Genomic DNA, 26809 nt, shown 5'->3' on the forward strand with positions numbered 1-26809 from the left:
TACGCTGAAAAACAGAATAAAAAGTCTATTTAAAAATTAAATGAATAATTTTTTGCATTACAAAAAACTCTGAACTAGGTTCTTCACGTCTTGCCGGCCACCTCGACCGGCCAGTCACAACCGTGAAAGTCATCTAGGAGATCGACCATGCAAGCACTGGAAAAAGACTTGGATACCGAACTGCAACTGGACGAATGGTTTGAAGCACCGACCCATGAGGCAGCAGTGGAAATGATGCAAGCCGATGCGGTAGTTCCGTTCGGCACGGCGATGTGGCCTCTGTAAGACATCCCCGGGCAGGCACGATCCGGCCGGTCGTGCCTGCCGCTTTCTTCACGGTCAGTCAGGGAGGACTCATGGATAAGCCCCGCGCGATCTCGCATTTCCTTTACTACCTCGAACATCACCCTGCCCTTGCCGGCCTCGACTCGGCGAAGGTATTGCTCGGCCACACAGCTGATTACCAAGCGCTGACCGGCGCCATCGCCGAACAGGCTGGCGATCATCCACGCTTCCAATTCAGTGCCCGACGCCTGGACCTGGAAAGCACCACAGCGCTGACCTCGGCTATCACCGACAGCGATCTGTACATTTTCTTCTACGACTCTTCCACCCTCCCCAACCCACGCCCCGACGGCCCGGAATTCGTCCGCGCGCTGCAAGGCGTGATGGCAGAAAACTGGAAAAAGTCGCTGCTGTTCAAGGATTACGGCGATTATTTCTACGACACCTTCAGCGTCACGCCGCAGCGGATTGCCGGCCTGAACAGCCACTTGATCCAGCGTATGTCCCAAGCGACCACGCTGAGCTTCAAGGACGATGAAGGCTCATGGTTTGAAACACCGCTGAGCAGCATCAAGAAGTGGACTGACCTCAACGGTGTCGGCAACTTTGACTTGGCGCCCGGTGAGATCGCTACTCACAGTGAGGAAATCAACGGCCATGTGAAGTTCAAGGGCACATTCCTCAGCACCATCCCGTTTGCGCGCAAATACGGCGTGCTGGAATCACCGCTGGAACTGTGGATCGAGAACTCGACCATCAGCCGCATCGCCACCGAGGTGCCGGGGCTGGAGCATGATTTCAACAAGTACTTGGATGCGAATCCGTCGAACCGGCGGATTGAGGAGTTGGGGATTGGTACCAATGAAGGTGTGAAGGATCTGTATGCGCGCAATGCCGGGTTTGAGGAACGGCATTGTGGTTTGCACCTTGGGTTGGGTGGTGGCGCCAAGGGTAGTCATCATCTGGATCTGATCTTTTCTGGCGGGGTATTGGCGCTGGATGACAAGCCGGTGTTTGATGGACGGTTTGTGTTCTGACTTTAAGCTTTGTGTTGATGCCACCGACGTCATCGCGAGCAGGCTCACTCCTACAGGGGAACGCATTTCAAATTGTAGGAGTGAGCCTGCTCGCGATAGCAATCTCTCAACCACTACAACTCTTTCGCCAGACGAAAAAAAACGCCAACCCTGAGATTGGCGTTTCTGCTTTGGCTTGAAGCTTGCCGGTAGAAGCTCACACCTGCCTTATTCCGGCTTTTTACGACCGAAACCCGGACGCTGACCGGAACCGGCCGGTGCGCCACGGCGCTTGCCCGACGGCTTGTCGCCGTCAACCAGCTTGATCCCCGGACGCTTCGGCGCAGGCTTGGCCGGGCGCTTGTTGGTGGTGTCCGCTGGACGATCCGCCACAGGCGTGCCACGACCGGCAGGTGCACCACGTTCGCCACGCTCGGTGCGACCGTTGGCCGGACGCGGAGCGCGCTCGCCGTCACGGGCGGCAACTGGCTTGCGACCTGGGCGCTCGCCTTCGATCTGCGGCTCACGGCTCGGGCGTGGGCCGGTCGGCGCGCCAGCGGCTGGACGCAGCGTACGTACGCGCTCGGTCTTGCCCATCGGACGCGACGATTTGCGCTGCATACGCTCAAGCTTGTCTTTGCTCTTGGCGTTCAGCTGCGGCATGGCAACCGGCGTCAAGCCGACTTCAGCACTGAGAATGTCGACTTCGTACTGGCTCATTTCGCGCCAGCGGCCCATCGGCAGGTCGGAGTTGAGGAACACCGGACCGAAACGCACACGCTTCAAGCGGCTGACCACCAGACCTTGCGATTCCCACAGACGACGGACCTCACGGTTACGGCCTTCCATCACCACGCAGTGATACCAGTGGTTGAAGCCTTCGCCACCCGGCGCCTGTTTGATGTCGGTGAATTTGGCCGGGCCGTCTTCCAGCACCACGCCAGCCTTCAGACGCTCGATCATTTCGTCGTCGACTTCACCGCGTACACGCACGGCGTATTCACGGTCCATCTCGTAGGACGGGTGCATCAGGCGGTTGGCCAGCTCACCGTCGGTGGTGAACATCAGCAGACCGGTGGTGTTGATGTCGAGACGACCGATGTTGATCCAGCGACCTTCTTTCGGACGCGGCAGCTTGTCGAACACGGTCGGACGGCCTTCCGGATCGTCACGGGTACAGATCTCGCCATCGGGTTTGTTGTACATGATCACGCGGCGTACCGATTCGGCCGCCTCTTCACGCTTGATGACCTTGCCATCAATGGTGATGGCGTCGTGCATGTCGACGCGCAGACCGAGGGTGGCGTCTTTGCCATTGACCTTGATCCGGCCCTGGCTGATCCAGGACTCCACGTCACGGCGCGAGCCGACGCCGATACGGGCGAGGACTTTCTGCAGTTTTTCGCCTGCGGGGCCGATTTCCTGGTCGTCTTTCTGAATGATGTCGCTCATCTGGGCACCTCCCGGTGTGGTCTGTTCAGGCGGCGCCTGAAGCATTGAAATCTGGGTTCTCGGCCGAAGGGATCGGCGAAGGGTCGCGAATCATACGCGGATGTGCGCCGTCGCGCATCAGAGACTAGCTGATCGATCGACAGTTATTTCTTTTTCCGCCGACCGGCGCCACCGAGTTTGATCAGGCGCAGCGCAGCTTCGGCCAGTACGCTGCGCTTGTCGTCCTTGTCGAGTTTCTTCCAGGCTTTGATTTCGCGCTTGCTGCGGCCGCAGCCGAGGCAGATGTCGTCGCTGAATTTGCAAACGCTGATGCACGGGTCTTTGGTGGAACTCATCGCAGTCTCCAGAAACACACAAATCCCTGTAGGAGTGAGCCTGCTCGCGATAGCGGTGTGTCAGTCGACATCTTCTTGGCAGATACACCGCTATCGCGAGCAGGCTCACTCCTACAGGGGATCGCGGTGGTTTTGAGGGCGGCTCAGTCTTCGAATTCGCGGCGTTCGGCTTCGATGGCTTCGGCCAGGGCGCGGGCTTCGGCTTCTTCTTCGCTTAGCTCCGGTTCAGGTTCTGGCGCCGGTTGCTCGAGGGCGGCGACGGCGGCCAACAGCTTTTCGCGGGCCTCAGCGACACCAAGAATGTCCTCGTCCGGTTCGGCTTCGGGCTCGGCTCCAAGTTCAACTTCGATGGTTGGCTGGGCGATCTGCGGCTCAGGCTCAGTCTCGATTTCTGCTTCAGGCGTCGGCGCCTCACCATCCGCCGCATCCCGCAGCAAGTCGTCGAAGTCGGTCTTGATCCCCTCCTCCATGCTGTCCAGCTCCAACAGCAAGGTGTGGAAACTGGTCTCTTCCTTCTCCTCCTCCGGCTCGGCGCTGGCGTCGGCAAGTTCCTGCAGGCCCTGCGGCACCGGGGCGTCGTCGAAATCGAGTACCGGGTCGGTTTCCATCTCGCGCAGTTCGGCCAGCGGCGGCAGGTCTTCGAGATTTTTCAGGTTGAAGTGATCAAGAAACATCTTGGTGGTGGCAAACATCGCCGGTTTGCCCGGCACGTCGCGGTAACCAACGACGCGAATCCACTCGCGCTCCAGCAAGGTTTTGACGATGTTGCTGTTCACCGCCACGCCACGCACGTCTTCGATCTCGCCCCGAGTAATCGGCTGGCGATAAGCGATCAGCGCAATGGTTTCCAGCAACGCACGGGAATAACGCTGCGGGCGTTCCTCCCAGAGTCGGCCAACCCATGGCGAAAACTTCTCGCGAATCTGCAAGCGATAGCCCGACGAGACTTCTTTGAGCTCGAACGCGCGGCCTTCGCAGGATTTGCCCAACAGGGTCAGGGCTTTCTTGAAAACCGCAGGCTCGGGCCGTTCGCCTTCTTCAAACAGTTCAAACAGGCGCTCAAGGGATTGCGGCTTTCCCGAGGCCAACAGAAAGGCTTCAAGCAGGGAGGCCAGCTCGCGGGGTTCAGTCAGGTTCATGTTTCGACTCGTTATTCGGCTCGGGCTCGCACGTGGATCGCGGCGAACGGCTCATTCTGCACCAGCTCGACCAAGGATTCCTTGACCAGTTCAAGGATTGCCATAAAGGTCACCACCACACCCAGCCTGCCCTCTTCGGCAGTGAACAACTCGACGAACGGCACAAAACCGCCGCCCTTGAGCCGTTCCAGCACATCGCTCATGCGCTCGCGGGTGGACAATGCCTCGCGGCTGACCTGGTGGCTTTCAAACATATCGCCACGGCGCAGCACTTCGGCCATGCACATCAAAATCTCTTCCAGCGCGACATCCGGCAACAGCTTGCGCGCGCGGGCTTCCGGGGCGTCGAGCTTGGGCACGATCACGTCACGACCGACCCGGCTCAAGCCGTCGATACCTTCGGCGGCCGCCTTGAAGCGCTCGTATTCCTGCAAGCGGCGGATCAGTTCGGCGCGCGGGTCGTCTTCTTCGTCTTCGACGGTTTCGGCGCGGGGCAGGAGCATGCGCGACTTGATCTCGGCGAGCATCGCGGCCATCACCAGATACTCGGCGGCCAGCTCCAGACGCACCGACTGCATCAACTCGACATAGCCCATGTACTGACGGGTGATTTCCGCCACCGGGATGTCGAGGATGTTGATGTTCTGTTTGCGGATCAGGTACAGCAGCAGGTCAAGCGGGCCTTCAAACGCTTCAAGAAAGACTTCCAGTGCATCCGGCGGGATGTACAGGTCGAGCGGCATTTCCATGACCGCCTGGCCATAGACCATGGCAAACGGCAGCTCTTGCTGAGCGCCGGCCTGGGGATCGACAACGGTTTCCACTGCGGACATTCAGGCCTCGACCATGAACGGCGTCGGATCGCCGCAACCGACGCGAACCACTTCCGGGTCGTCGCCAGTCAAGTCAATCACCGTGGAGGCCTTGATGCCGCCGAAGCCGCCATCGACGATCAAGTCCACTTGGTGCTCAAGCAACTGGCGCATTTCGTACGGATCGCTCAGCGGGTCTTCATCGCCAGGCATGATCAGGGTCACACTCATCAGCGGCTCGCCGAGTTCGGCCAGCAGCGCCAGCGCAATCGGATGGCTCGGCACACGCAGGCCGATGGTGCGCTTCTTCGGATGCAGCAAAAGACGCGGCACTTCGCGGGTGGCGTTGAGAATGAAGGTGTATGGCCCCGGCAAATGTGCTTTGAGAATGCGGAAGGTGCCGGTGTCGATCTTGGCGTAGTTGCCCAGTTGCGACAGGTCGCTGCAGATCAGCGCAAAGTTGTGCTTTTCATCGAGCTGACGCAGGCGACGAACACGCTCGATCGCGGTTTTATCGCCGATCTGGCAACCGATCGCGTAGGAAGAGTCCGTGGGATAAACCACCACCCCGCCCTTGCGGATGATCTCGACCGCCTGCTTTATCAGGCGCGCTTGCGGGTTTTCCGGATGAATCTGGAAAAATTGACTCACATTCTCTACCTGTTCAGACGGCGGCAATATCTGTGTCATGTTTGAACCGACACCACAGGGGTGGAAGGTCCTCGGGAACCGGCCGGTACTGGCCGATCTCGGACCAGCCGCCAGGGCCATGGAAGTCACTGCCGGCGCTGACCAGCAGACCGAACTCACGGGCAAGGATTGCCAGGCTGCCCACCTGTTCCGCAGGCTGATAGCCATTGACCACCTCGATCGCATGCCCGCCTGCTTGAATATAGTCGGCAATCAGCTTCCGGCGCTTGCTGCGGGTGAAATCGTAGTGCCACGGATGCGCCAGGCTGACCCAGGCCCCGGCGGCGCGCAGTGTGCCAACGGTGTCTTCCAGCGTCGGCCAGTGCAACTTGACGTCACCCAGCTTGCCGGCGCCGAGCCATTTGCGGAAGGCTTCGGCGCGATCCTTTACAAAACCTTCACGCACCATCCAGTCGGCGAAATGCGGACGGGCCGGGGCGTTGCCGCTGTCGCCCAGTTCCTGCTGAACCTGCCGGGCGCCTTCGAGGGCACCGGGCATGCCCTTGAGGGCGAGCTTGCGGCTTATTTCTTCCGACCGCAGCCAGCGGCCATCGTGCAATTTGGCAATCGCCTCGACCAACGGCGCGGCATTCACATCAAAACCGTAGCCCAACACATGAATGGTCGCGCCGCCCCACGTACAGGACAATTCGACGCCGTTGACCAGTTGCATGCCCAACTCATTGGCAGCCACGCGCGCTTCGGCTAGGCCTTCGAGGGTGTCGTGGTCGGTCAACGCCAGGACTCGCACGCCGTTCTCGAACGCACGCGCAACCAGAACCGCAGGCGCCAGGGCGCCATCGGAGGCCGTGCTATGGCAGTGCAAATCAACATTCACGGGGAGTTGTAACCTCAAATCAGCTGGCGCTATCGCGCGCCCATATGTTTGTTATTATGCCGCCACATCCAGCTTCTGGCTCTCACTGTGAAACAATTCATCGATTTCATCCCGCTTCTGCTGTTCTTCATCGTTTACAAACTTGATCCACGGGTCGTCGACATCGCTGGCCATGAAGTGACTGTAGGCGGTATTTACAGCGCCACGGCGATGCTGATCATCAGTTCCCTGGTGGTGTATGGCGCGTTGTTCATCAAACAGCGCAAGCTGGAAAAGAGCCAATGGCTGACCCTGATCGCCTGCCTGGTGTTCGGCAGCCTGACACTGGCTTTCCATAGCGAGACCTTCCTGAAATGGAAAGCGCCGGTGGTCAACTGGCTGTTCGCCGTCGCCTTCATCGGCAGTCACTTCATCGGTGACCGTCTGCTGATCAAACGCATCATGGGCCACGCGCTGACCCTGCCGGATCCGGTCTGGACCCGCCTGAACATCGCCTGGATCGCCTTTTTCCTGTTCTGCGGGGCTGCCAACCTGTTCGTCGCCTTCACCTTCCAGAGCTACTGGGTGGACTTCAAGGTGTTCGGCAGCCTGGGCATGACTCTGGTGTTCCTGGTCGCACAGGGCATTTACCTGTCGCGCCACCTGCACGATGCCGATACCACAACAACACCAAAAACCGAGGACTGACATGCTCTACGCAATCATTGCCACCGACGTCGCCAACTCGCTCGAAGCACGCCTGACCGCGCGTCCTGCGCATCTGGAACGCCTGCAAGCGCTCAAGGGCGAAGGCCGCATCGTATTGGCCGGCCCACACCCGGCCGTCGACAGCAATGATCCGGGCGAAGCGGGTTTCACCGGCAGCCTGATCGTCGCCGAATTCGATTCGCTGAGTGCAGCGCAAGCGTGGGCAGATGCCGATCCGTATATTGCCGCTGGCGTCTACGCCAATGTGCTCGTGAAACCGTTCAAACAAGTCCTGCCTTGAAAGTCCGGTGATGAGGGGATTTCTCCCCTCATCACCCGCGACATTGCCGCTGACACTGAACCTTCCTGGTTCTTGCTGCTCTCAATCGCTCATTATTCTCGTTTGCCTGCCGACAACCTGCCCAATATCCATTTGGAAACAGGTGTCGCGATGCGCAAGGGTCCGTTGTGTCTGATGTTGGTCACGTTGTCGATCATGGCACCCGCCCATGGTGAGGAAACCACCGAAGGCGGCAGCTCCACGCCATTGTCGTTAAGCGCCGGCAGCCAGATCACCGAGTTGCAACAGCGCCTCAAGGCCAGCGAGCAGCAACGGGAAGAATTGAGCAAACAACTGCAAAATGCCGACAACACCCGCGAAAGTGCCCAGCTTGCCCGGTTGCGCCAGGAGAACCAGCGTCTCAAGCTGCAACTCAAGGAAGCCCAGGCCAGCCCGCTGCCGCGTCTGCTGACCGATCAGCAGCAGTGGTTCGTCACGGGCGCCGGAGTAGCGCTATTGGCGCTGCTCTGCGGTATCTTTGCCAGTGGAGCAAGCCGAAAACGTCGGCAATGGCTAAATTGAGTGAGTCATGAGCGAGCTGTTACTGATTGATGATGACCAAGAGTTGTGCGAACTCCTGAGTAGCTGGCTAAGCCAGGAAGGCTTCCACGTGCGTGCCTGCCACGATGGCCAGAGCGCCCGCAAGGCACTGGCTGAAACGGCCCCGGCGGCGGTGGTGCTGGACGTGATGCTGCCCGACGGCAGCGGTCTGGAACTGCTCAAGCAACTGCGCAACGATCACGCTGATCTGCCGGTGCTGATGCTCTCGGCCCGCGGCGAGCCGCTGGATCGTATACTTGGCCTGGAACTGGGCGCCGACGATTATCTGGCCAAACCGTGCGATCCGCGCGAGTTGACCGCACGTCTGCGCGCTGTACTGCGCCGCAGCCATCCGGCGGCGGTGTCCACTCAGCTTGAGCTGGGCGATCTGAGTTTCAGCCCGGTGCGCGGCGTGGTCAGCATCGACGAGAAAGAACTGACCCTCACTGTTTCCGAAAGCCGTCTGCTCGAAGCGCTGCTAAAACAGCCGGGCGAGCCGCTGGACAAACAGGAACTGGCGCAGATCGCCCTCGGTCGCAAGCTGACCCTGTACGACCGCAGCCTCGACATGCACGTCAGCAATCTGCGCAAAAAGATCGGCCCGCACCCCGACGGCCGCCCGCGCATCGTCGCTCTGCGTAGCCGCGGTTACTTCTATAGCCTCTGAACCGCGCCCATTCCCACTGTAGGAGCTGCCGAAGGCTGCGATCTTTTGATCTGTCTTTTAAAAACAAGATCAAAAGATCGCAGCCTTCGGCAGCTCCTACACACGGCATGTGTAAGGTTGGACCCGAAGCGTCTTTACCGAAGCTTTACGCAGTGCTGACCGCCGCTGACCTTGATCTCCGTAATCTGTACTCATCCGGAACGTACCGGGAACGAGACAAGGAGATACACCATGCGCAAGACTCTTATCGCTCTGATGTTCGCTGCCGCTCTGCCAACCGTCGCCATGGCCATGCCGCAAGACGGCGGCCCGATGGGTGGCCCGCTTGACGGCCCACGCCACGGCGGTCAGATGCACGGCATGCACGGCAAAGGCCCGTACAGCCAACTCGACCTGTCTCGTGAACAGCGCGAGCAGATCCGCAAGATCATGGGCGAGCAGATGCACGAGCGTAAGCAAGTGGTCGACAAGTACCTGGAAAAACTCTCGCCGGCTGACCAGAAAGCCATGAAAGACGAGATGGCCGCCAACCACAAAAAAGCCGAGACCGATGTGCGCGCCGTGTTGAAACCGGATCAACAGAAGAAATTCGACGAGATCCAGAAGAAACAGGCCGAGCGTCGCGCCGAATGGGCCGAGTTCAAGGCGTGGAAAGCGCAACAGGCGCAAAAGGCGCAATAATGTTCTGACCCCGGACCCGACGGTTAACCCGTCGGGTCTTTTGCAACCCGGAACCTGTAGGAGCTGCCGAAGGCTGCGATCTTTTGATCTTGATCTTAAAAAACAAAGTCAAAAGATCGCAGCCTTCGGCAGTTCCTACAGGGATTTGTGTTTGATTGAGGAATCTCTGTGCGTTCATTGTTCTGGCGTATTCTCGCGAGCTTCTGGCTGGCCATCGCGCTGGTGGCCGGGTTGTCCATTCTGCTCGGGCACATGCTCAACCAGGACGCGTGGATCCTCAGCCGCCATCCGGGCCTCAACAGCCTCGCCAGCGAATGGACGCAAACCTACGAAGCCCAGGGCGAAGAAGCCGCCCAGGACATCCTCGAACAGCGCAAACGCCAATATCACATCGACGTCCAAGTGCTCAACGAAAGCGGCGATCCGCTGGTGCGTGGGACGTTCCCGCGCCGCGCCGCCGCCTTCGAAGCGCGGCAGAACAACGATGACCGCCGCCTGCCCTGGCGGCGCCTGACCGATGAGTTCACCAGTGAAAAAACCGGTGACACTTACCTCTTTATCTACCGTATCCCGCACCCGGAACTCGACGCCTGGCACCGCGAAAGCCTGCTATGGCCGCTGAGCGCACTGGGCATCGCGCTGGTGGTGCTGACCCTGTTCAGTTTGCTGGTGACCTTCTCCATCACCCGCCCGCTCAGCCGTTTGCGCGGCGCAGTGCATGATCTCGGGCAGACGACTTATCAGCAGAACAGCTTGGCGAAACTGGCTAACCGTCGCGATGAATTTGGTGTACTGGCTAATGACTTCAATCGCATGGGGGCGCGTCTGCAGAGCCTGATTGGCAGCCAACGGCAGCTGTTGCGCGACGTGTCTCACGAATTGCGCTCACCGTTGGCGCGGCTGCGCATTGCCTTGGCGCTGGCGGAACGGGCCAACCCCGAAGAACGCGAGAAACTCTGGCCACGACTGACCCGCGAGTGCGATCGGCTGGAAGCTTTGATCAGTGAAATTCTGGTGCTGGCGCGAGTCGATGCTGACAATGCCAGTGCTGAAGAGGTGGATCTGAATGCCTTGCTCGGCACGTTGCAGAAGGATGCGAAGCTTGCATCACCCGAGCAGATTGTCCGTCTCGATGCCGAACCACAGTTGAACCTGAAGGGCTGGCCGACGATGATCGAGCGTGCCGTCGATAACCTGCTGCGTAATGCTCAACGCTTCAACCCGGAGGGTCAGGTGATTGAGATGCAGGCTTCGCGTCAGGGCGAAAAAATTGTCGTGAGTGTGCGTGACCATGGGCCGGGGGTGCAGGCTGAACATTTGAGTCAGTTGGGCGAGCCATTTTATCGCGCGCCAGGGCAGACGGCGGCGGGACATGGTCTGGGCCTGGCGATTGCACGAAGGGCGGCGGAGCGCCATGGTGGGAGTTTGACGCTGGCCAATCATCCGCAGGGCGGGTTTATTGCCAGTCTGGAATTGCCATTGGTGCCTGGTGCCGTTGTCCAACCCTAAAAGCCACCCTCACCCCAGAAAAGCCCCTCACCCCAGCCCTCTCCCGGAGGGAGAGGGGGCAGACCGAGGTGTCTTGCGCCCTACATCGACCTGAAGAACCGAGTTGATTATGGGCCCGGAAGGCACGTGAATCGTCGCCGACTCTGGGTTCGAAATGCATCGGAACCGTTATCGACTCCGAGCTCGAAATGCATCGGAACCGTTATCGACTCTGGATTCAGCCGAGCACTTTCAGGTCGGCGTACCTCTACAGCATCCCCCAAATCAGTCCCCTCTCCCTCCGGGAGAGGGCTAGGGTGAGGGGCTTTTGATCTTCAGGCTTTACCAGGCCAGACACTAACGAACTCGGTCAGGTCGACCTTTTCAGCTACGCGAGGCTCCTTCTGCGGCGTGCCAAGGTAAAGAAACGCAATCACCTCTTCACCCTCCGCCAGCCCCAAGCCTTTAGCCACATGCTGCGAATAAGCCAAATCCCCCGTACGCCAAACCGCACCAATCCCCTGCGCATACGCCGCCAGCAAAATCCCGTGCGCCGCACACCCGGCCGCGAGCAACTGCTCGGCCTTAGGATATTTAACGTGTTCCTGCAATCTGGCGATCACTACCACCACCAGCGGTGCACGCAGCGGACCGTTACGGGCCTTGTCGATCATCGCTTCGGTGACCTCGCCTTCCTGCATTTGCGCCGCTTCGGCCAACAACTCGCCCATCTGCTCGCGCGCTGCGCCTTCGACGGTCAGAAAGCGATACGGCTGCAAATGCCCGTGATCCGGCGCGCGCAATGCGGCACCAAACAGAGCTTCGCGCTGCTCGGCAGTGGGGGCCGGTTCGACCAGTCGTGGAACGGAAACACGGTTGAGCAACGCGTCGAGAGCCTGCATCGGCCACCTCCTGAAAAATATGTGCGGCTATTCTAGCTTTATCTGCCAACAGGATGCCGGTTTACATGCCCTGCCCCACGGGTAGAATGGCGCCCTTCCCACATCAGCCCGAGCGGACTTCATGGCGTTGCCGACCTTACGGATCATTGGTTTCATCATCGGCATCTTCCTGATCACCCTGGCCGTGGCCATGGTCGTGCCGATGGCCACCCTGGTGATTTTTGAACGCACCAGCGACCTGCCGTCGTTCCTCTGGGCGAGCATGATCACCTTCGTCGCAGGCCTCGCGCTGGTGATTCCCGGCCGGCCCGAACACATTCATCTGCGCCCGCGCGACATGTACCTGCTGACGGTCAGCAGTTGGCTGGTGGTGTGCATTTTTGCCGCGCTGCCATTCTTGCTGACTCAGCACATCAGCTACACCGACTCGTTCTTCGAAAGTATGTCGGGCATTACCGCCACCGGCTCGACCGTGCTCAATCATCTCGACGACATGTCGCCGGGCATCCTGATGTGGCGCTCGTTGCTGCACTGGATCGGCGGCATCGGCTTTATCGGTATGGCGGTGGCAATTCTGCCGCTGCTGCGCATCGGTGGCATGCGCCTGTTCCAGACCGAATCCTCGGACCGCTCGGAAAAGGTCATGCCGCGTTCGCACATGGTGGCGCGGCTGATCGTCGCGGCGTATGTCGGCATCACCATTCTTGGCAGCCTGGCGTTCTGGTGGGCCGGGATGAGCCCGTTCGATGCGATCAACCACGCGATGTCGGCGATTTCCACCGGCGGGTTCTCGACCTCCGATCAGTCGCTGGCCAAGTGGACGCAACCGGCGGTGCACTGGGTTGCGGTGGTCATCATGATTCTCGGCAGCCTGCCGTTCACACTGTACGTGGCGACGCTGCGCGGCAACCGCAAGGCGTTGATCAAGGATCAGCAGGTGCAGGGTTTGCTCGGCATGTTGCTGGTGACCTGGCTGGTGCTCGGCACCTGGTACTGGTGGACGACCAATCTGCATTGGCTCGATGCGCTACGCCACGTCGCACTGAACGTGACCTCGGTAGTCACCACCACCGGTTTCGCCCTCGGCGACTACAGCCTGTGGGGCAACTTCTCGCTGATGCTGTTTTTCTATCTGGGCTTTGTCGGCGGCTGTTCCGGTTCGACAGCGGGCGGGATCAAGATTTTCCGTTTCCAGGTCGCCTACATCCTGCTCAAGGCCAACCTTAATCAGCTGATTCACCCGCGCGCGGTGATCAAGCAGAAGTACAACGGTCACCGCCTCGACGAAGAGATCGTCCGTTCGATTCTGACGTTTTCGTTCTTCTTCGCCATCACCATCTGCGTGATCGCCCTGCTGCTGTCGCTGCTCGGTGTCGACTGGATGACCGCACTGACCGGTGCCGCCAGCACCGTGTCCGGTGTCGGCCCGGGCCTGGGCGAAACCATCGGCCCGGCGGGCAACTTCGCCACCCTGCCCGATGCAGCCAAATGGATTCTGTCGTTCGGCATGCTGCTCGGTCGACTGGAGATCATTACGGTGTTTGTGCTGTGTATTCCGGCCTTTTGGCGTCACTGACCGCAGCCGGCGCCTGCAACAACCGCGTCCGGTAGTCACCGGGCGTGGTGTCGAACCAGCGGCGGAACGCGCGAAAGAAGTTGCTCGGATCGGCGAAGCCCAACAGATAAGCGATTTCCAGCAAGGTCATGCTCGGTTGCGCCAGATACTGCTCGGCGAGTTCGCGGCGGGTGTCGTCGAGCAACTGTTGAAAACTGGTGCCCTCCTCCTGCAAGCGCCGCTGCAAGGTACGCTGCGATAAATGCAGGGTTTGCGCCACGGTATCGCGCTTTGGCTCGCCTTGTGGCAGCAACCGGCACAGCACCTGTCGCGCCTTGTGGGTCACGCGGCTTTCGGAAAACCGTGCCAGATATTCTCCGGCAAAGCGGTCATGCAACAGCGCCATGGCTTCGTTGGCGGTGGGCAGCGGTGCTTCCATGTCGGCACGCTCGAAGATCAGCGCATCGTAGGGCGCGTTGAACATCAGCGGTGCGTGGAAAGCTTGTTTATAGGGTTCCAGGTCATCCGGCTCAGCGCCCTGCACCAAGACTTTGACCGGATGCAGGGTACGCCCGCTCAACCAGCCACACAGGCCCAGTGCACAGGCCAGCGAGGCTTCGGCACTTTGCCGGGTCGGCGGCAGATGATCGCCGTGCACCGTCAGAATCAGCGCATAACCTTCATCAAGTAACCGAAAACTCAGATCGGCGCTCTCGGCGATGATGCGCTGATAACGCACCAGTCGCTGGAAGCCTTCGGCCAGGGTATTGCTCGACATCAGTGCATAGCCGGCGACATGAAACGACGCCGGTCGCACCACCTTGCCCATGTTCAGGCCAATCGCCGGGTTGCCGGACAGCTCGACTGCCCGTTGCCAGAGGCGGGTCATGGAATCTTGCGGGAAGCGCGCATCCGGATCATCCAGAGCCGTGTAATCAAGCCCCAGCTGCTTGAACAGAACCCGGCAATCCAGGCCGTCCATCTCCAATGCTTTGACAATCCCCATCGCCCAGCTTGCAGAAGTCGTTCGTTCGCTCATGGCGTTTTTCTTTTACATGAGGGGCCGCATGTTACGGCCTGATTTGCGAAGGATACTAAAGTGGCGCCGATTGTCACTGGCCCACGCCAATGATCACTCTAGACTCAAATAAGCTACCCGCAGAACAACTCGTCGCCAGAACAATAACCACAGAGAACGCGGTCGTGGAAAACATCAAGCATTTCAACAGCTTCGCTGAGTTCTATCCGTATTATCTCAGCGAACACAGCAACAGCACCTGTCGGCGCCTGCATTTCATCGGCACGACACTGGTGATTTTCATACTGGCGATGACCATCGCCAAAGGCGCGTGGCTGCTGCTATTGGCGGTGCCGCTGGCCGGTTACAGTTTTGCCTGGGTCGGGCACTTCTTTTTTGAAAAGAACCGCCCGGCGACTTTCCAGCATCCGCTGTACAGCCTGCTCGGCGACTTCGTCATGTACCGCGACATGATTCTGGGTCGCGTGGCGTTCTGAATGAGGGTCAGCCAATGAATGCCAATGCCCGCTTCACCCATATGAAAGACGGCACCCAAGAAGACTGGGCGATCATCGCTGCGGATTTCAGTGCCTACGCCAAACAACTGCCTTCGCGAATCCTGACTCACCTGAAACTGCTGGAAGGCGATTTCGGCGGCTTTCCGGTGGATCGTCTGACCCACTCACTGCAAACCGCGACCCGCGCCTTTCGTGATGGCCGCGACGAAGAATATGTGGTTTGTGCACTGCTGCATGACATTGGCGACACACTGGGCTCGTATAACCATCCGGACATTGCTGCGGCGATTCTCAAGCCGTTCGTCAGTGCCGAAAATCTGTGGATGGTCGAGAAGCACGGGGTGTTTCAGGGGTATTACTTCTTTCATCATCTGGGCATGGATCGGCATCTGCGTGAGCAGTTCGCCGGTCATCCGCAGTTTCAGGCGACCGCCGAGTTCTGTGCCAAATACGATGCGGCGGCGTTTGATCCTGACTATGACACGCTGCCGTTGAGCTTCTTTGAGCCGATGATGGAACGGTTGTTTGCGCAGCCGAAGAACTCGATTTACAAAGCGGCGATGGAGGAACTCTCGCCAGCGTAATCATCCTCGGGAACCGCTGCGCGGTTCATCGCGAGCAGGCTCACTCCTACAGTTGAAATGCGTACCCCTGTAGGAGTGAGCCTGCTCGCGATGAGGCCCTCTCAATCACCAGAGCATTATGCGAGTTCAGCGACTTTGGCAGCCTTGAGCTCCGCCTCCCGCGCCTGCGCATCCGCCAGCCGATACAACTCGATCGTGCCATCCCAATGCTCGATCAACGCCGTGCACGACTCCACCCAATCGCCGCAATTGAGGTAATCCACCTCCCCCACCTTGCGGATCTCGGCGTGGTGAATGTGCCCGCACACCACGCCATGCAACTCGCGCTTCACGCACTCATGGGCAATGGCTTCTTCAAAGTCGCTGATGAAACTCACCGCCGTTTTCACCTTGTGCTTGAGGTACGCCGACAGCGACCAGTAACCGTAGCCATAGCGCGCCCGCCAGTGGTTGAGCCAGCGATTGAGGGTCAGGGTGAATTCGTAGGCGGAGTCGCCGAGGAAGGCCAGCCAGCGGTGATAGCGGGTGATCACATCGAACTGATCGCCGTGAATCACCAGCAGATGCCGACCGTCTGCGGTGACATGCACCGCCTCGTCGACCAGTTGGATATTGCCCAGAATCAGCTTCGAATAACGCCGCAGGAATTCGTCATGGTTGCCGGTGACGTAGATCACTTCGGTGCCGCGCTTGCTCATGGTCAGCAAGCGGCGGATCACGTTGGTGTGCGCTTGTGGCCAGTACATGCCGCCGCGCAGCTTCCAGCCGTCAATGATGTCGCCGACCAGGTAAATCTTGTCGGCATGGTAGCCCTTGAGAAATTGCGACAAGTGCTCGGCCTGGCAATCCCGTGTGCCCAGGTGCACGTCGGAGATCCACAGGGTTCGCACCCGTTGTTTGCGACTGGGTCTGGCGAGCTCGGCGCTGGTCATGGGCAACCCTCTGCGATGTTTTCGCCACTGTGCGCCTGCCCGGTTAATCGACCATGACAAGCGTGAGTCAGTCGTGTGACAACGCATTGCGCGTGCGTCGGTGTAGACTGGCGATCACTTCGGAGACAACCTGCCATGCGACCGATCCTCACCCTGCGTCAGTACACCCACGACCTGATCGTCCACAGCCACGACCACGCGCAATTGGTGTTCGGGCTGTCCGGTGCGCTGGATTTCGAGGTCGAGGGTTGCGGCAGCCAGGTGCGTCAGCAGAGTTTTGTGGTGATTCCGTCCGGTGCGCATCATGCCTGCGGCAGTCCCGACGGCAGCCGCTGTCTGGTGCTGGATATCCCGAATGGGCAGTGGGTGACGGACTCATTGGGCGAGCATGCCGATGCCAGTCATCGTTTGCTCGATCAGCCCGCGCGCCTGTCGCTGGATTCCGGGCAAAACCAGTTGGTCAGCTGGCTGGCGAACAGTCCGGTGAGCGATCCGTTGATCGCGCAACAAGGCGCAGTGTTGCTGCTGGCCAGTCTTAATCACTCGCAGCCTGCCGAAGTTGCCGCCCGCCGCCTGCCCTATGCCGCGCTGGATGCGCACATCGAACAACACGCCGCTTATCCGCTGCAAGTCGCCGATCTGGCACGGGTCGCCGGATTGTCCAATGCCCGCATGCATGCACGGTTCATGGCCGAATGCGGGCAGACGCCGATGGATTACATCCGCAGTCGACGCTTGCATCTGGCGGTGCAACTGCTGCGCGACACCGCACTGCCGATTGGCGAGATTGCCAGTCGCGTCGGCTACAGCTCGCAGAGTGCCTTCTCGGCTGCCGTCCTGCGCGAGTTCGGTTCGTCGCCCGGCCAGCTTCGCCGCGATTCCGGCGACAAAAGACGATAGCCTGCCGACAGACTTCTGGCTGTTACCCGGTTCAATATGTAGGAGCTGCCGGAGGCTGCTCCTACAGTTGAAATCGCGTTTGAGATAGAAGGATTGCAATGACTCCGCGTACCGCCCTCGGCGCTCTGCATATCGGTGCTTTGATGTTTGGCCTGACCGGTGTGTTCGGCAAACTCGCCGCTGCGTCCCCCGCCGTGATCGTCTTCGGTCGCGCGGCTTTCGCCGTGCTCGCCCTAGCGTTTTTCGCCCGTTTTGCCAGACAGCACGGCTGGCAGAAACTTCAGGCTATGGACTGGCGGCGCCTGGCCCTCAGCGGTGTGTTGCTGGCCGGGCACTGGGTGAGTTTCTTCCTGTCGGTGAAGATCGCCGGTGTCGCCATCGCAACCTTGGGCTTTGCCAGTTTCCCGGCGTTCACGGTGATTCTCGAAGGGCTGATTTTCCGCGAACGCATCCGTGCCAATGAAATTGTGCTGGTGGTGTTGGTCAGCATCGGCCTGATTCTGGTGACCCCGGCGTTCGACCTGGGCAGCGGCGCGACCATCGGTTTGCTTTGGTCGGTGCTGTCGGGACTGTTGTTCTCGCTGTTGTCACTAACTAACCGCGCCAGCTCCGGGCGGATTCCGGCGGTGCAAGCGGCGCTGTGCCAAAACGTCGTGGTGTCGCTGTGCCTACTCCCGGTTGCAGCGCCGCAACTGAGCGAAGTGCGCGCACTCGACTGGCTGTGGATTGCGCTGCTGGGGGTGTTCTGTACCGGCGTCGCGCACAGCCTGTTCGTTGCCAGTCTGGCGGTGATCAAGGCGCGCACGGCGGCGGTAGTGTTTGCGCTGGAGCCGGTCTACGGCATCACCGTCGCCTGGCTGTTGTTCAATGAAAACCCGACGTCGAAGATGTTGATCGGCGGTGCGTTGATCATTGTTGCCATCGTCGTGTCAGCGCGGATGTCCGGCCATGCCGACAAGAAAACCGTCGCCGCCGAGGCTGGGTCTCACTGAGTGCGGTCGTTGTGACCGAGGTCGCGGTCAGGATCGATCTGATCGCGAACCCGCTGCTTCAAGACCTTGGCCTCGGGAAAACCGCCGTCGGCCTTGCGTTCCCAGATCTGCACGCCGGCGCAGGTGATGTGAAATACCCCGCCGGTGCCTGGCACCAGCGAGACTTTGCCGAGGTCGTCGGCAAAGGTGCTGAGCAGCTCCTGCGCCAGCCACGCGGCGCGCAGCAGCCACTGGCATTGGGTGCAATAGGTGATGACAACTTCTGCTTTTGCGACAGTCATGTTCGCTGGAACTCCTGAGACAGAGGGCGCCGCTATAATAGCCGGCTTTAACGCTTGCCCCGAGACTCACAATGCGCCGTCTGCTGTTCTGCCTGATGCTTGGTTTCCTTCCCCTGCTTGTCCATGCCAGTGAGGCGTCACGACCGAAAGTCGGCCTGGTGCTGTCCGGCGGTGCCGCGCGCGGGCTGGCGCATATCGGTGTGCTCAAGGCGCTGGAAGAGCAAGGCATCAAGATCGATGCGATCGCCGGCACCAGCATGGGCGCGGTGGTCGGTGGTCTGTACGCCTCAGGTTACAAGATCGATGAGCTGGAGAAACTCGCGCTGAACATCGACTGGCAAGCCGCGCTGTCCGACGCCCCGCCGCGTGAAGACGTACCGTTTCGACGCAAACAGGATGACCGCGACTTTCTGGTGAAACAGAAACTCAGCTTCCGTGACGACGGCAGTCTTGGTCTGCCACTGGGTGTGATTCAGGGGCAGAACCTCTCGTTGTTGCTGGAAAGCCTGCTGGCTCACACCAGCGACACCCGGGATTTCGACAAACTGCCGATCCCGTTCCGCGCCGTCGCCACCGATATTTCCAATGGCGAAAAAGTGGTGTTTCGCAAAGGTCACTTGCCCCAGGTGATCCGCGCCAGCATGTCGATCCCGGCGGTGTTCGCCCCGGTCGAGCTCGACGGCCGACTGTTGGTAGACGGCGGTATGACTGACAATATCCCGCTGGATGTCGCGCGAGAAATGGGCGTCGACGTGGCCATCGTTGTCGATATCGGCACACCACTGCGCAACCGCAAGCAACTGACCACCGTGGTCGATGTGTTGAACCAGTCGATCACCCTGATGACCCGCAGTAACTCTGAAGAACAACTGGCCGCGCTGAAATCCTCCGACGTGCTGATTCAGCCCGCGCTGGCGGCGTTCGGTGTCACCGATTTCGGCAAGGCACAGGAGATGATCGACGCCGGTTACCGCGCCACCCGCATCCTCGATGCGCGTCTCGCCGTCCTCAAACCCAAAGAATCCCAGGACGCCGAACTCAACGCCGCGCGTTCGCCGGGTCAGCGCACGCCGATCATCACCGCGATCCGCGTCGAGAACGACTCAAAAGTCGACGACGATGTGATCCGCTACTACATACGCCAGCACATTGGCGAGCCACTGGATCTGGCTCGATTGCACTCGGACATGGGCACCTTGTATGGCCTCGACTACTTCGAGCAGGTGCAATACCGCGTGGTGCACAAAGGCCAGGATCACACACTGGTGATCAGTGCCCGGGGCAAACGCAGCGGCACCGATTACTTGCGGGTCGGCCTCAATCTGTCGGACGACATGCGCGGCGACAGCGCCTTCAACCTTGGCGCCAGTTATCGCATCAATGGCATCAACCGCCTCGGTGCGGAATGGCTGACTCGGGCGCAAATCGGTGACAAACAAGAGTTGTACAGCGAGTTCTATCAACCGCTGGACGTCGGCTCGCGCTACTTCGTCGCGCCGTACGCCTCGTTCGAAGCGCAGAACGTTGAAGCGGTACTCGACAACGACCCGATCGCGCAGTATCGCGTCGAGCGCTACGGTTTCGGCCTCAACTTCGGCCGACAGATCGGCAACAACGGCGAAGTGCGTTTCGGTGTTGGCGAGGCCTGGGGCAAGGCAGATGTGCGGATTGGCGATCAGGACCTGCCGAGTGAAAACTTCAACGAAGGCTTCTACGCGCTGAAGTATTCGTACGACTCGCTGGATAACGTGTATTTCCCTCACGAAGGCAAGGACGTCAGCCTGACGCTGACGCAGTTTGAACCGGGCCTGGGGTCGGACACGCGCTATCGACAGTGGGACTTTAAAGTCGATAAGGCCATGAGCCATGGCCCGGATACGCTGATACTCGGCGGGCGCTACGGGCGTACGCTGGATGATGCCAACGTGGTGACCTCAAGCTTCCTGCTCGGCGGTGCGCGGCAGTTGTCGGGCTTCCGTGAAGACGCGATTTCCGGGCAGAACATCAGCCTGATGCGCGCGGTGTATTACCGCCGTCTGACGCCGCGCTCGTACCTGCCGCTGGATTTTCCGCTGTACGCCGGTGCCTCGCTGGAGCGTGGACGGGCGTGGAACAACGACAATGAGTTCGACAGTGGCTACATCAACGCCGCCAGCGTGTTTATCGGTTTTGACACACCGCTGGGGCCGTTGAATTTCAGTTATGGGTTGAATGATGCGAATGAGCAGGCGGTTTATCTGAATCTGGGGCAGACCTTCTGATCCAGATTCGGAATTGATATTGACTGAAGGTCAGTCTTCGCGAGCAGGCTCGCTCCCACAGGGGAACGCATTCCAATGTGGGAGCGAGCCTGCTCGCGAAGGCGGTATCGGATCCACCGCAAATCGATCAGGGGTTCAGCGAATCCCCGCCAACAACGTCCTCGCCGTTTGCTTCAACGGCTCATCCCCTTCCTTGAGCAATTCATTGAGCAACGCAACCGCACTGTCGATATCGCCGTCATCAATGCACGTCTGCGCCTGTTCGAGCTTTCCGGAATTTTCGTCATGTACCGGCTCTGGTGTCTGCAGATCCAGCGGTTGCAACGCCAGTGACGGCTTGGCATCAGCAAACTCATTGAGAAAATCTTCATCCAGCGGCTCGGCATCCGATTCAGGGATCCACTCCAACTCGGCCTCTTCGCTGGACTCGGGCTCGGGCAATTCGAGATCCTGAGGCAGGACTTGCAGCCCGGAGCCGAGCGCCGAGGTGTCTGCCTGCGGCTCATCGGAAGTCGGGCGAGTGTCTTCCAGGTCCCAGCTGGAATCCATCGACAGCTCGCCCAGATTCAGCTCGAAATCATCTTCAGGTGCCGGTTGGGCAGCGACAAGCGGGGCTGCTGCAATAATCGGCGGCACCGCGACCAACGGTGCCGCAACCGCCAGTTTCGGGTGCCGCGCGCGAACATCCTGCAACGCCTGGGCATCCACGCCCAGCTCACGCAAATGACTTTCTTGTTGTTCATACGCGGCGCTGTCACCCTGGCGGCCCAGAACTTCAAGCAACTGCAAACCGATATCGCTGCGCGCAGGCTCCTTGTGCAAGGCATCGCGCAGCAAACCCGCCGCTTCGCCCAGTCGGCCATAGGCCAGATAGATCCCCACCGCCTCCAGCACATCGCCAGCCGCCGGCTCTTCCCGGTGTTCGGCTGAAGCGTGGGATCTGACGGGATCGGCGTTCTCTGCCTCAGCGACGTCTACCTCATTGCCTTGCGGCAACTGGGGCAGCGGCTCGGCAACTTGCTGTTGCTGTTGCTGTTGCTGTTGCTGCCGTCGACGGTGCACCAACAACCCGGCCAACACCCCCAACAACAGCAACAGGCCGCCGAGCAATGGCCAGTTCAAACCGTCATTGCTGGATTCCGCTGACGCCACAGCCGGCGCAGGAGTCGGTGCCGGAGTCTGCACGATCGGTGGCGGCGTTTTCTGCAGCTCGACCAAGCGTGTTTGCAGGTCACTGATCTGCTTTTTGCCGTCGGCAATCTGCACATCCTGTGTCTGCAGTTTTGCGCTCAGTTCATCAATGGTCTTCTGCTGTTGCTGATTGAGCAGAACACTGACCGCCAATTGTTCGGCCAGTGCATCGTTGGCGGGCGAAGTTGCCTGCGTGGGTGCTGGCACGGTATCGCGCTTGGCCTGAGGCGCCTGTAGCGCCGCCACGACAGGCTCGACAGTGGGAAACGCGGAGGATTGCGCACGCGGATCCGGCTCATCGGTGGCCGGCACGATACCCGGTGAACCCGGCGGATCGATCAACACCGTGTACTCACGCAGCAAACGGCCATTGGGCTGATCGAGCTGCACGAGGAAATTCAGGAAGGGTTCGTTGACCGGTTTGCTGGAGGTCACCCGGATCATCTGGCGATTGCCATGCAGGATCGGGATGAACTTGAGGTCGTTGAGAAAGAACACCCGCTCGACCCCGGCCTCGGCGAATTCATCCGCCGTGGCCAGACGCACCGCCAGATCGTTTTGCGTCAGCCCGCCGACATCGACCAACGCAATGTCGGCCTTGAGCGGCTGATTGAGGCCTGAATGAACAGTGATATCACCCAGCCCCAAGGCCATCGACCAGGCCGAATAGCTGAAAACACCGGCGACCAGCAACCATTTGGCGCCACCGCGCAGTACCACGTGCCGACTTGCGAGCATGAGCATCCCTTAAATAAGCAAAACCGACTTCTATGCGTTCGCACATCCGGTACGAACACGATATTGCCCAGTAGTTCTTATAGTCGGCTCAGCGCGATCTCTCAAAGATCCGGCACGTGGATGTGCCTCAAGATTTTTCCAGGTTGGCCAGAATATGCCCGTGAACCCGCATGCACACCTTCAAATCCGCTTCGTCGACGCCTTCGAACAACTCATGACGCAGCTGTGTGGCGATGGTTTCGATTTGTTCGATCAACGGCAGGGCTGGTGCGCAGAGGACGATCTTTTTCGCCCGGCGGTCTTCCATCACGGACTGGCGTTGCACCAGGCCCTGGCTTTCCAGACTATCGAGCAAGCGCGCAAGGGTCGGACCTTCGACGCCGACGCTCTGCGCCAGCTCACGCTGGGTCGGCGCGTCTTCAAAACGCGCCAGATGCAGCAGCACCAGCCAGCGCGCCTGGGACAACCCCAGCCCGGCCAGTCGGCGATCCAGTTCGGCACGCCAGCCACGGGACATCTGGGCCAGTTGCATGCCAAAGCGGTGTTGATCGGTTAACGGCATAAAACACTCACGGTTAGACTGAAAATAAAGAATTTCTAATTATTAGCCAGCTAAGCATGAGCTGCAGTTATAGGCAAGTGGCGGTCTGTACTGAATCGTTACATCTTGAGGCCCCTCACCCTAGCCCTCTCCCGGAGGGAGAGGGGACTGAATGGGGGATATTCGGGAATTACGCCGACGTGGCAGATCGGCGCTGAACCCATAATCGACTCGGGTTCTCAGGTCGATGTATAGCGCAAGACATCTCGGTCGGCCCCCTCTCCCTCCGAGAGAGGGTTGGGGTGAGGGGCGACGGCCAAATTACATCTCGAATTCCGATTGCAATGCAGCCCGCACGCAATACAGCACGCCCTCCGGAACACGCCCGGCAAACAGCTCGGCCACTTCGGCAACGGACGGCAGCTCACCTTCACCATCGAGGAACGCATCCTGCACTTCACCCATCAGCTCTTCCGGCAAATCCAGCGCCTGTTCCAGCGACAACTGCTGCTTGCCGATCGCCTCGGCGAGCATGGTGTAGACGTTCTTTTCCGAGCACTGCAACTGACCGGCGATCTGCAGCGGTGTCATGCCCGCACGGGCCAAAGTGATCAACTCGTGGCGCACGTCGGCCACCGCTTTCGGCGCCTCGACCTCGCCGCCGAGCACTTCGAGGAAGGCATCGCCATAGCGTTCCAGCTTGCGCGCGCCAACGCCGCTGACCCGGGCCATTTCCGCCAGCGAAGTCGGTTGGCTGCGGAGCATTTCCAGCAACGTCGAATCGGGGAAGATGACGTACGGCGGCACGCCATGTTCTTCGGCCAGTTTGCGGCGCAGCGCGCGCAGGGCTTCCCACTGTTCGCGCTCTTCGCCGCGCACCAGTTGGCTGGCCGGGCTCTTGCTCGCAGTTTTGGCGGTGACCTGCGGTTTGAGGTCGCGGCGCAGTTCCAGCGTGACTTCGCCCTTGAGCAATGGCCGGCAACTGTCATTCAGACGCAGACCGCCATAGCCTTCGTGGTCGACATCCGCCAGACCGCGCGCGACCAATTGTCGGAACAGCGAGCGCCATTCGCTTTCGCTCAATGCCTTGCCGACGCCGTACACCGACAGGTGTTGATGGCCAAAACTGCGGACTTTTTCGTTTTCCTTGCCCAGCAGCACGTCAACCAGATGACCAACGCCATAACGCTGACCCGTGCGGAAAATCGCCGATAACGCCTGACGCGCTGGCTCGGTGGCATCCCAGGTCTGCACGCCGTCGACACAGTTATCACAATGGCCGCACGGTTCGGGCATGTCTTCATCGAAGTACGCAAGCAGGGTCTGACGGCGGCAACGGGTTTCTTCGCACAGCGACAGCATCGCGTCGAGCTTGTGTTGCTCCAGGCGCTTGTGCCGCTCGTCGCCTTCGGAGTTCTGCAGCATCTGCTTGAGCATCACCACATCTTGCAGACCGTAGGCCATCCACGCATCCGCCGGCAGGCCGTCACGGCCGCCGCGCCCGGTTTCCTGGTAATACGCCTCAAGGGATTTCGGTAGATCGAGGTGGGCGACAAAGCGCACGTTGGGCTTGTCGATGCCCATGCCGAACGCCACAGTGGCGACCATGATCAGACCTTCCTCGTTGAGAAAGCGCTTCTGGTTGAAGGCACGTAGCTCATTGGGCAAACCGGCGTGATACGGCAGCGCCGGGAAGCCCTGCTCGCTCAGAAACGTTGCGACTTCTTCGACTTTCTTGCGCGACAGGCAATAGACGATGCCGGCATCGCTGCGTCGCTCGGCCAAAAACGCCAGCAACTGCTTGCGCGGCTGCTCCTTGGGAACGATGCGGTAAAAGATATTCGGACGGTCGAAGCTCGACAGGAAGCGCTCGGCATTTTGCAGGTGCAGGCGGGTGACGATTTCTTCACGGGTGCGCTTGTCGGCGGTGGCGGTCAGGGCGATGCGCGGCACGTCGGGAAACATCTCGGCCAACTGGCCCAGTTGCAGGTATTCCGGACGGAAATCGTGACCCCATTGCGATACGCAGTGCGCTTCGTCGATGGCGAACAACGCAATGTTCAAGCCTTGCAGGAACGACAGCATGCGCGGCTGCACGAGGCGCTCGGGCGCCAGATACAACATCTTCACTTCACCGCGCTTGATTCGCGCCGCCAGATCACGCTGCTGCTCGGCGCTCAAGGTGGAGTTCAGCGCGGCAGCGGCCACACCCAGCTCTTCGAGGGTGGCGACCTGATCGTCCATCAGTGCGATCAGCGGCGACACCACCACCGCCAGGCCATCGCGCAACAGCGCCGGCACCTGAAAGCACAGGGACTTGCCGCCACCGGTAGGCATCAGCACCAGCGCATCACCGCCACTGGCCACGCGCTCAATGATTGCACCCTGACGGCCACGGAAACTGTCGTAGCCGAAGATGTCCTTGAGGACGCGTTGAGCCTGTTCGAGCATAAAAACTCCAAAAATCTACCGATACATCCCTGCGCAGGCTGGTTCAGAACAGCCAGGGCTGCTTAAACAAAACGTAAGAGCGCATTACGTGACACGCGTAATGCGGGCAGGGATCGCAAAACGCGGCAGTATACCCGAGGCCTCCCCTGCGCAGGGCGACACCCGTCGATACAATCGCTGATACCTGTGTAGGAGCTGCCGAAGGCTGCGATCTTTTGATCTTGTCTTTATTAAAAGCAAATCAAAAGATCGCAGCCTTCGGCAGCTCCTACAGGGTGTATGCAGGGTATGGCAGGTCAAATCTGCCATGCGGCTGGCTTGAGCGCGCAAGAAGGCCTAGAATTCCCGCATTGTTTATTCCCCAAGGTAGCCCCGTAATGTCCTTCGCTGAGCAACTGACCCGCCTGCAAGTTTTCCTCGACGCCGACGAGCTGCATGACGAGGCGCTGGATTACGTGGCCGCTCACGGCTACCTCACCGCGCTGTCGATCTGCGCTGAAGACGTACCGGAGCGTGAGTGGATCGACGCCCTGTTCGCCGAAGAGCCGCATTACAGCAGCGACGCCCAGCGCGAAGAGATCGAAGCCACCCTGATCGGCCTCAAGGCCCACATCGCCCGTCAACTGGCCTCGGATGAAGAGTTCGAACTGCCATGCGAACTGGATCTGGGCGACGAGCCGGACGATTCCGAATTGCGCGGCTGGTGCATTGGTTTCATGGAAGGCGTGTTCCTGCGTGAGGCCGCCTGGTTCGAAACCGCCGAAGAAGAAGTCAGCGAAATGTTGCTGCCGATCATGGTCGGTTCGGGCCTGTTCGACGAACAGCCAGAATTCGAAGACATCGCCAAGGACGCCAACCTGATGGACGACATGATCGTACAGATCCCGGAAGCCCTGACCGCGCTGTACCTGCTATGCCAGGCGCCCGACGAAAAACCGGCGATCCTCAAGCCACGTCACCACTAAGATCCGGCCT

The 26809-nt window shown here is 59.9% G+C and carries 28 protein-coding genes; 15 read left to right on the plus strand and 13 right to left on the minus strand.

Annotation, left to right across the window (positions count from 1 at the left end):
• Positions 1-147: 147 nt before the first annotated feature.
• Together ACI514_RS17705 and ACI514_RS17710 are read left to right on the plus strand one after the other, a co-directional pair.
• Positions 148-285 carry a hypothetical protein gene (locus ACI514_RS17705; RefSeq protein ID WP_003222780.1) on the plus strand — a complete coding sequence of 46 codons (138 nt, stop codon included), beginning with the start codon at positions 148-150 and terminating at the stop codon, positions 283-285.
• 71 nt (positions 286-356) lie between these two features.
• Complete coding sequence (locus tag ACI514_RS17710; protein WP_405122114.1) at positions 357-1322, plus strand: leucyl aminopeptidase; 966 nt, start codon at positions 357-359, stop codon at positions 1320-1322.
• Between the two features lie 207 nt (positions 1323-1529).
• On the opposite strand, the gene rluB is transcribed toward ACI514_RS17710, so the two are convergent.
• From rluB to ACI514_RS17740, 6 genes are all read right to left on the minus strand, one after another.
• The gene (gene rluB / locus ACI514_RS17715; RefSeq protein WP_141127197.1) at positions 1530-2753 is read right to left on the minus strand and encodes a 23S rRNA pseudouridine(2605) synthase RluB; all 1224 of its coding nucleotides are present in this window, start codon (positions 2751-2753) and stop codon (positions 1530-1532) included.
• A 143-nt stretch (positions 2754-2896) separates the two neighbouring features.
• A complete protein-coding gene (locus ACI514_RS17720) occupies positions 2897-3088 on the minus strand; it encodes a DUF1289 domain-containing protein (RefSeq protein WP_160056714.1) in 192 nt (63 codons plus the stop codon).
• 143 nt (positions 3089-3231) lie between these two features.
• Positions 3232-4227 carry an SMC-Scp complex subunit ScpB gene (gene scpB, locus ACI514_RS17725; RefSeq protein ID WP_160056712.1) on the minus strand — a complete coding sequence of 332 codons (996 nt, stop codon included), beginning with the start codon at positions 4225-4227 and terminating at the stop codon, positions 3232-3234.
• 11 nt (positions 4228-4238) lie between these two features.
• The gene (locus tag ACI514_RS17730; protein ID WP_172828192.1) at positions 4239-4937 is read right to left on the minus strand and encodes a ScpA family protein; all 699 of its coding nucleotides are present in this window, start codon (positions 4935-4937) and stop codon (positions 4239-4241) included.
• A 123-nt stretch (positions 4938-5060) separates the two neighbouring features.
• Positions 5061-5690, minus strand: a complete 630-nt coding sequence (locus ACI514_RS17735) for an L-threonylcarbamoyladenylate synthase (RefSeq protein WP_038363745.1) — start codon at positions 5688-5690, stop codon at positions 5061-5063.
• Positions 5691-5703: 13 nt separating this feature from the next.
• Positions 5704-6567 carry a PHP domain-containing protein gene (locus ACI514_RS17740; RefSeq protein WP_405122115.1) on the minus strand — a complete coding sequence of 288 codons (864 nt, stop codon included), beginning with the start codon at positions 6565-6567 and terminating at the stop codon, positions 5704-5706.
• Positions 6568-6654: 87 nt separating this feature from the next.
• Here ACI514_RS17740 and ACI514_RS17745 point away from each other — a divergent pair, with 87 nt between their 5' ends.
• From ACI514_RS17745 to ACI514_RS17770, 6 genes are all read left to right on the plus strand, one after another.
• Positions 6655-7254, plus strand: a complete 600-nt coding sequence (locus ACI514_RS17745; RefSeq protein WP_007919675.1) for a septation protein A — start codon at positions 6655-6657, stop codon at positions 7252-7254.
• A gap of 1 nt (position 7255) precedes the next feature.
• A complete protein-coding gene (locus ACI514_RS17750; RefSeq protein WP_160056708.1) occupies positions 7256-7555 on the plus strand; it encodes a YciI family protein in 300 nt (99 codons plus the stop codon).
• Between the two features lie 150 nt (positions 7556-7705).
• Positions 7706-8116, plus strand: a complete 411-nt coding sequence (locus ACI514_RS17755; RefSeq protein WP_038363742.1) for a translation initiation factor 2 — start codon at positions 7706-7708, stop codon at positions 8114-8116.
• Between the two features lie 7 nt (positions 8117-8123).
• A complete protein-coding gene (locus ACI514_RS17760) occupies positions 8124-8801 on the plus strand; it encodes a response regulator transcription factor (RefSeq protein WP_095050143.1) in 678 nt (225 codons plus the stop codon).
• 231 nt (positions 8802-9032) lie between these two features.
• Positions 9033-9482 carry a Spy/CpxP family protein refolding chaperone gene (locus ACI514_RS17765; protein WP_016987938.1) on the plus strand — a complete coding sequence of 150 codons (450 nt, stop codon included), beginning with the start codon at positions 9033-9035 and terminating at the stop codon, positions 9480-9482.
• Between the two features lie 168 nt (positions 9483-9650).
• A complete protein-coding gene (locus ACI514_RS17770) occupies positions 9651-10991 on the plus strand; it encodes a sensor histidine kinase (RefSeq protein ID WP_405122116.1) in 1341 nt (446 codons plus the stop codon).
• Positions 10992-11305: 314 nt separating this feature from the next.
• Here the strand turns inward: ACI514_RS17770 and ACI514_RS17775 are convergent, their stop codons facing one another.
• Positions 11306-11872, minus strand: a complete 567-nt coding sequence (locus ACI514_RS17775) for a nitroreductase family protein (RefSeq protein ID WP_160056704.1) — start codon at positions 11870-11872, stop codon at positions 11306-11308.
• A gap of 121 nt (positions 11873-11993) precedes the next feature.
• Between ACI514_RS17775 and ACI514_RS17780 the strand changes: the two genes are divergently transcribed.
• Entirely contained in the window at positions 11994-13448 is a 1455-nt protein-coding gene (locus ACI514_RS17780) for a TrkH family potassium uptake protein (RefSeq protein ID WP_016984216.1), read from the plus strand.
• On the opposite strand, the gene ACI514_RS17785 is transcribed toward ACI514_RS17780, so the two are convergent.
• Positions 13405-14466, minus strand: coding sequence for an AraC family transcriptional regulator (locus ACI514_RS17785; RefSeq protein ID WP_202982146.1), 1062 nt, complete (start codon positions 14464-14466; stop codon positions 13405-13407). The genes ACI514_RS17780 and ACI514_RS17785 overlap by 44 nt on opposite strands.
• Before the next feature lie 164 nt (positions 14467-14630).
• On the opposite strand from ACI514_RS17785, the gene ACI514_RS17790 reads away from it, so the two are divergent.
• Positions 14631-14942, plus strand: a complete 312-nt coding sequence (locus tag ACI514_RS17790) for a DUF962 domain-containing protein (protein WP_160056702.1) — start codon at positions 14631-14633, stop codon at positions 14940-14942.
• 14 nt (positions 14943-14956) lie between these two features.
• Positions 14957-15547: an HD domain-containing protein gene (locus ACI514_RS17795; RefSeq protein ID WP_160056700.1), complete on the plus strand. Its 591-nt coding sequence runs from the start codon at positions 14957-14959 to the stop codon at positions 15545-15547.
• Between the two features lie 116 nt (positions 15548-15663).
• Here ACI514_RS17795 and ACI514_RS17800 read toward each other — a convergent pair whose 3' ends face one another.
• Positions 15664-16479 (minus strand): UDP-2,3-diacylglucosamine diphosphatase, encoded by an 816-nt coding sequence (locus ACI514_RS17800; RefSeq protein ID WP_007919701.1) that lies wholly within the window; start codon positions 16477-16479, stop codon positions 15664-15666.
• Positions 16480-16614: 135 nt separating this feature from the next.
• Between ACI514_RS17800 and ACI514_RS17805 the strand changes: the two genes are divergently transcribed.
• Entirely contained in the window at positions 16615-17379 is a 765-nt protein-coding gene (locus tag ACI514_RS17805; RefSeq protein ID WP_160056698.1) for an AraC family transcriptional regulator, read from the plus strand.
• A gap of 98 nt (positions 17380-17477) precedes the next feature.
• The gene (locus tag ACI514_RS17810) at positions 17478-18371 is read left to right on the plus strand and encodes a DMT family transporter (RefSeq protein WP_405122117.1); all 894 of its coding nucleotides are present in this window, start codon (positions 17478-17480) and stop codon (positions 18369-18371) included.
• Here the strand turns inward: ACI514_RS17810 and ACI514_RS17815 are convergent.
• Positions 18365-18652, minus strand: a complete 288-nt coding sequence (locus ACI514_RS17815; protein ID WP_016771139.1) for a SelT/SelW/SelH family protein — start codon at positions 18650-18652, stop codon at positions 18365-18367. The two genes, ACI514_RS17810 and ACI514_RS17815, sit on opposite strands and share 7 nt — an antisense overlap.
• A gap of 71 nt (positions 18653-18723) precedes the next feature.
• On the opposite strand from ACI514_RS17815, the gene ACI514_RS17820 reads away from it, so the two are divergent.
• The gene (locus ACI514_RS17820) at positions 18724-20913 is read left to right on the plus strand and encodes a patatin-like phospholipase family protein (protein ID WP_405122118.1); all 2190 of its coding nucleotides are present in this window, start codon (positions 18724-18726) and stop codon (positions 20911-20913) included.
• Between the two features lie 135 nt (positions 20914-21048).
• On the opposite strand, the gene ACI514_RS17825 is transcribed toward ACI514_RS17820, so the two are convergent.
• The 3 genes from ACI514_RS17825 to recQ all read right to left on the minus strand — a co-directional run bounded on the left by ACI514_RS17825 (position 21049) and on the right by recQ (position 25834).
• Entirely contained in the window at positions 21049-22842 is a 1794-nt protein-coding gene (locus ACI514_RS17825) for a FimV/HubP family polar landmark protein (protein WP_405122119.1), read from the minus strand.
• A gap of 127 nt (positions 22843-22969) precedes the next feature.
• Positions 22970-23404 carry a MarR family transcriptional regulator gene (locus ACI514_RS17830; protein ID WP_007962151.1) on the minus strand — a complete coding sequence of 145 codons (435 nt, stop codon included), beginning with the start codon at positions 23402-23404 and terminating at the stop codon, positions 22970-22972.
• Between the two features lie 300 nt (positions 23405-23704).
• The gene (gene recQ / locus ACI514_RS17835; protein WP_160056690.1) at positions 23705-25834 is read right to left on the minus strand and encodes a DNA helicase RecQ; all 2130 of its coding nucleotides are present in this window, start codon (positions 25832-25834) and stop codon (positions 23705-23707) included.
• A gap of 377 nt (positions 25835-26211) precedes the next feature.
• On the opposite strand from recQ, the gene ACI514_RS17840 reads away from it, so the two are divergent.
• Complete coding sequence (locus ACI514_RS17840) at positions 26212-26799, plus strand: YecA family protein (RefSeq protein WP_016984205.1); 588 nt, start codon at positions 26212-26214, stop codon at positions 26797-26799.
• Positions 26800-26809: the final 10 nt, after the last annotated feature.

It is taken from the genome of Pseudomonas sp. M20 (genome assembly GCF_045037865.1).
GTDB lineage: Bacteria > Pseudomonadota > Gammaproteobacteria > Pseudomonadales > Pseudomonadaceae > Aquipseudomonas.

Excerpts from the sequence above, each read along its gene's own strand:
- ACI514_RS17705 (WP_003222780.1), top strand. The coding sequence starts at position 148 with ATGCAAGCACTGGAAAAAGACTTGGATACCGAACTGCAACTGGACGAA.
- ACI514_RS17710 (WP_405122114.1), top strand. The coding sequence starts at position 357 with ATGGATAAGCCCCGCGCGATCTCGCATTTCCTTTACTACCTCGAACAT.
- rluB (WP_141127197.1), bottom strand. The coding sequence starts at position 2,753 with ATGAGCGACATCATTCAGAAAGACGACCAGGAAATCGGCCCCGCAGGC.
- ACI514_RS17720 (WP_160056714.1), bottom strand. The coding sequence starts at position 3,088 with ATGAGTTCCACCAAAGACCCGTGCATCAGCGTTTGCAAATTCAGCGAC.
- scpB (WP_160056712.1), bottom strand. The coding sequence starts at position 4,227 with ATGAACCTGACTGAACCCCGCGAGCTGGCCTCCCTGCTTGAAGCCTTT.
- ACI514_RS17750 (WP_160056708.1), top strand. The coding sequence starts at position 7,256 with ATGCTCTACGCAATCATTGCCACCGACGTCGCCAACTCGCTCGAAGCA.
- ACI514_RS17755 (WP_038363742.1), top strand. The coding sequence starts at position 7,706 with ATGCGCAAGGGTCCGTTGTGTCTGATGTTGGTCACGTTGTCGATCATG.
- ACI514_RS17760 (WP_095050143.1), top strand. The coding sequence starts at position 8,124 with ATGAGCGAGCTGTTACTGATTGATGATGACCAAGAGTTGTGCGAACTC.
- ACI514_RS17765 (WP_016987938.1), top strand. The coding sequence starts at position 9,033 with ATGCGCAAGACTCTTATCGCTCTGATGTTCGCTGCCGCTCTGCCAACC.
- ACI514_RS17775 (WP_160056704.1), bottom strand. The coding sequence starts at position 11,872 with ATGCAGGCTCTCGACGCGTTGCTCAACCGTGTTTCCGTTCCACGACTG.
- ACI514_RS17780 (WP_016984216.1), top strand. The coding sequence starts at position 11,994 with ATGGCGTTGCCGACCTTACGGATCATTGGTTTCATCATCGGCATCTTC.
- ACI514_RS17785 (WP_202982146.1), bottom strand. The coding sequence starts at position 14,466 with ATGAGCGAACGAACGACTTCTGCAAGCTGGGCGATGGGGATTGTCAAA.
- ACI514_RS17795 (WP_160056700.1), top strand. The coding sequence starts at position 14,957 with ATGAATGCCAATGCCCGCTTCACCCATATGAAAGACGGCACCCAAGAA.
- ACI514_RS17800 (WP_007919701.1), bottom strand. The coding sequence starts at position 16,479 with ATGACCAGCGCCGAGCTCGCCAGACCCAGTCGCAAACAACGGGTGCGA.
- ACI514_RS17805 (WP_160056698.1), top strand. The coding sequence starts at position 16,615 with ATGCGACCGATCCTCACCCTGCGTCAGTACACCCACGACCTGATCGTC.
- ACI514_RS17810 (WP_405122117.1), top strand. The coding sequence starts at position 17,478 with ATGACTCCGCGTACCGCCCTCGGCGCTCTGCATATCGGTGCTTTGATG.
- ACI514_RS17815 (WP_016771139.1), bottom strand. The coding sequence starts at position 18,652 with ATGACTGTCGCAAAAGCAGAAGTTGTCATCACCTATTGCACCCAATGC.
- ACI514_RS17820 (WP_405122118.1), top strand. The coding sequence starts at position 18,724 with ATGCGCCGTCTGCTGTTCTGCCTGATGCTTGGTTTCCTTCCCCTGCTT.
- ACI514_RS17825 (WP_405122119.1), bottom strand. The coding sequence starts at position 22,842 with ATGCTCGCAAGTCGGCACGTGGTACTGCGCGGTGGCGCCAAATGGTTG.
- ACI514_RS17830 (WP_007962151.1), bottom strand. The coding sequence starts at position 23,404 with ATGCCGTTAACCGATCAACACCGCTTTGGCATGCAACTGGCCCAGATG.
- recQ (WP_160056690.1), bottom strand. The coding sequence starts at position 25,834 with ATGCTCGAACAGGCTCAACGCGTCCTCAAGGACATCTTCGGCTACGAC.
- ACI514_RS17840 (WP_016984205.1), top strand. The coding sequence starts at position 26,212 with ATGTCCTTCGCTGAGCAACTGACCCGCCTGCAAGTTTTCCTCGACGCC.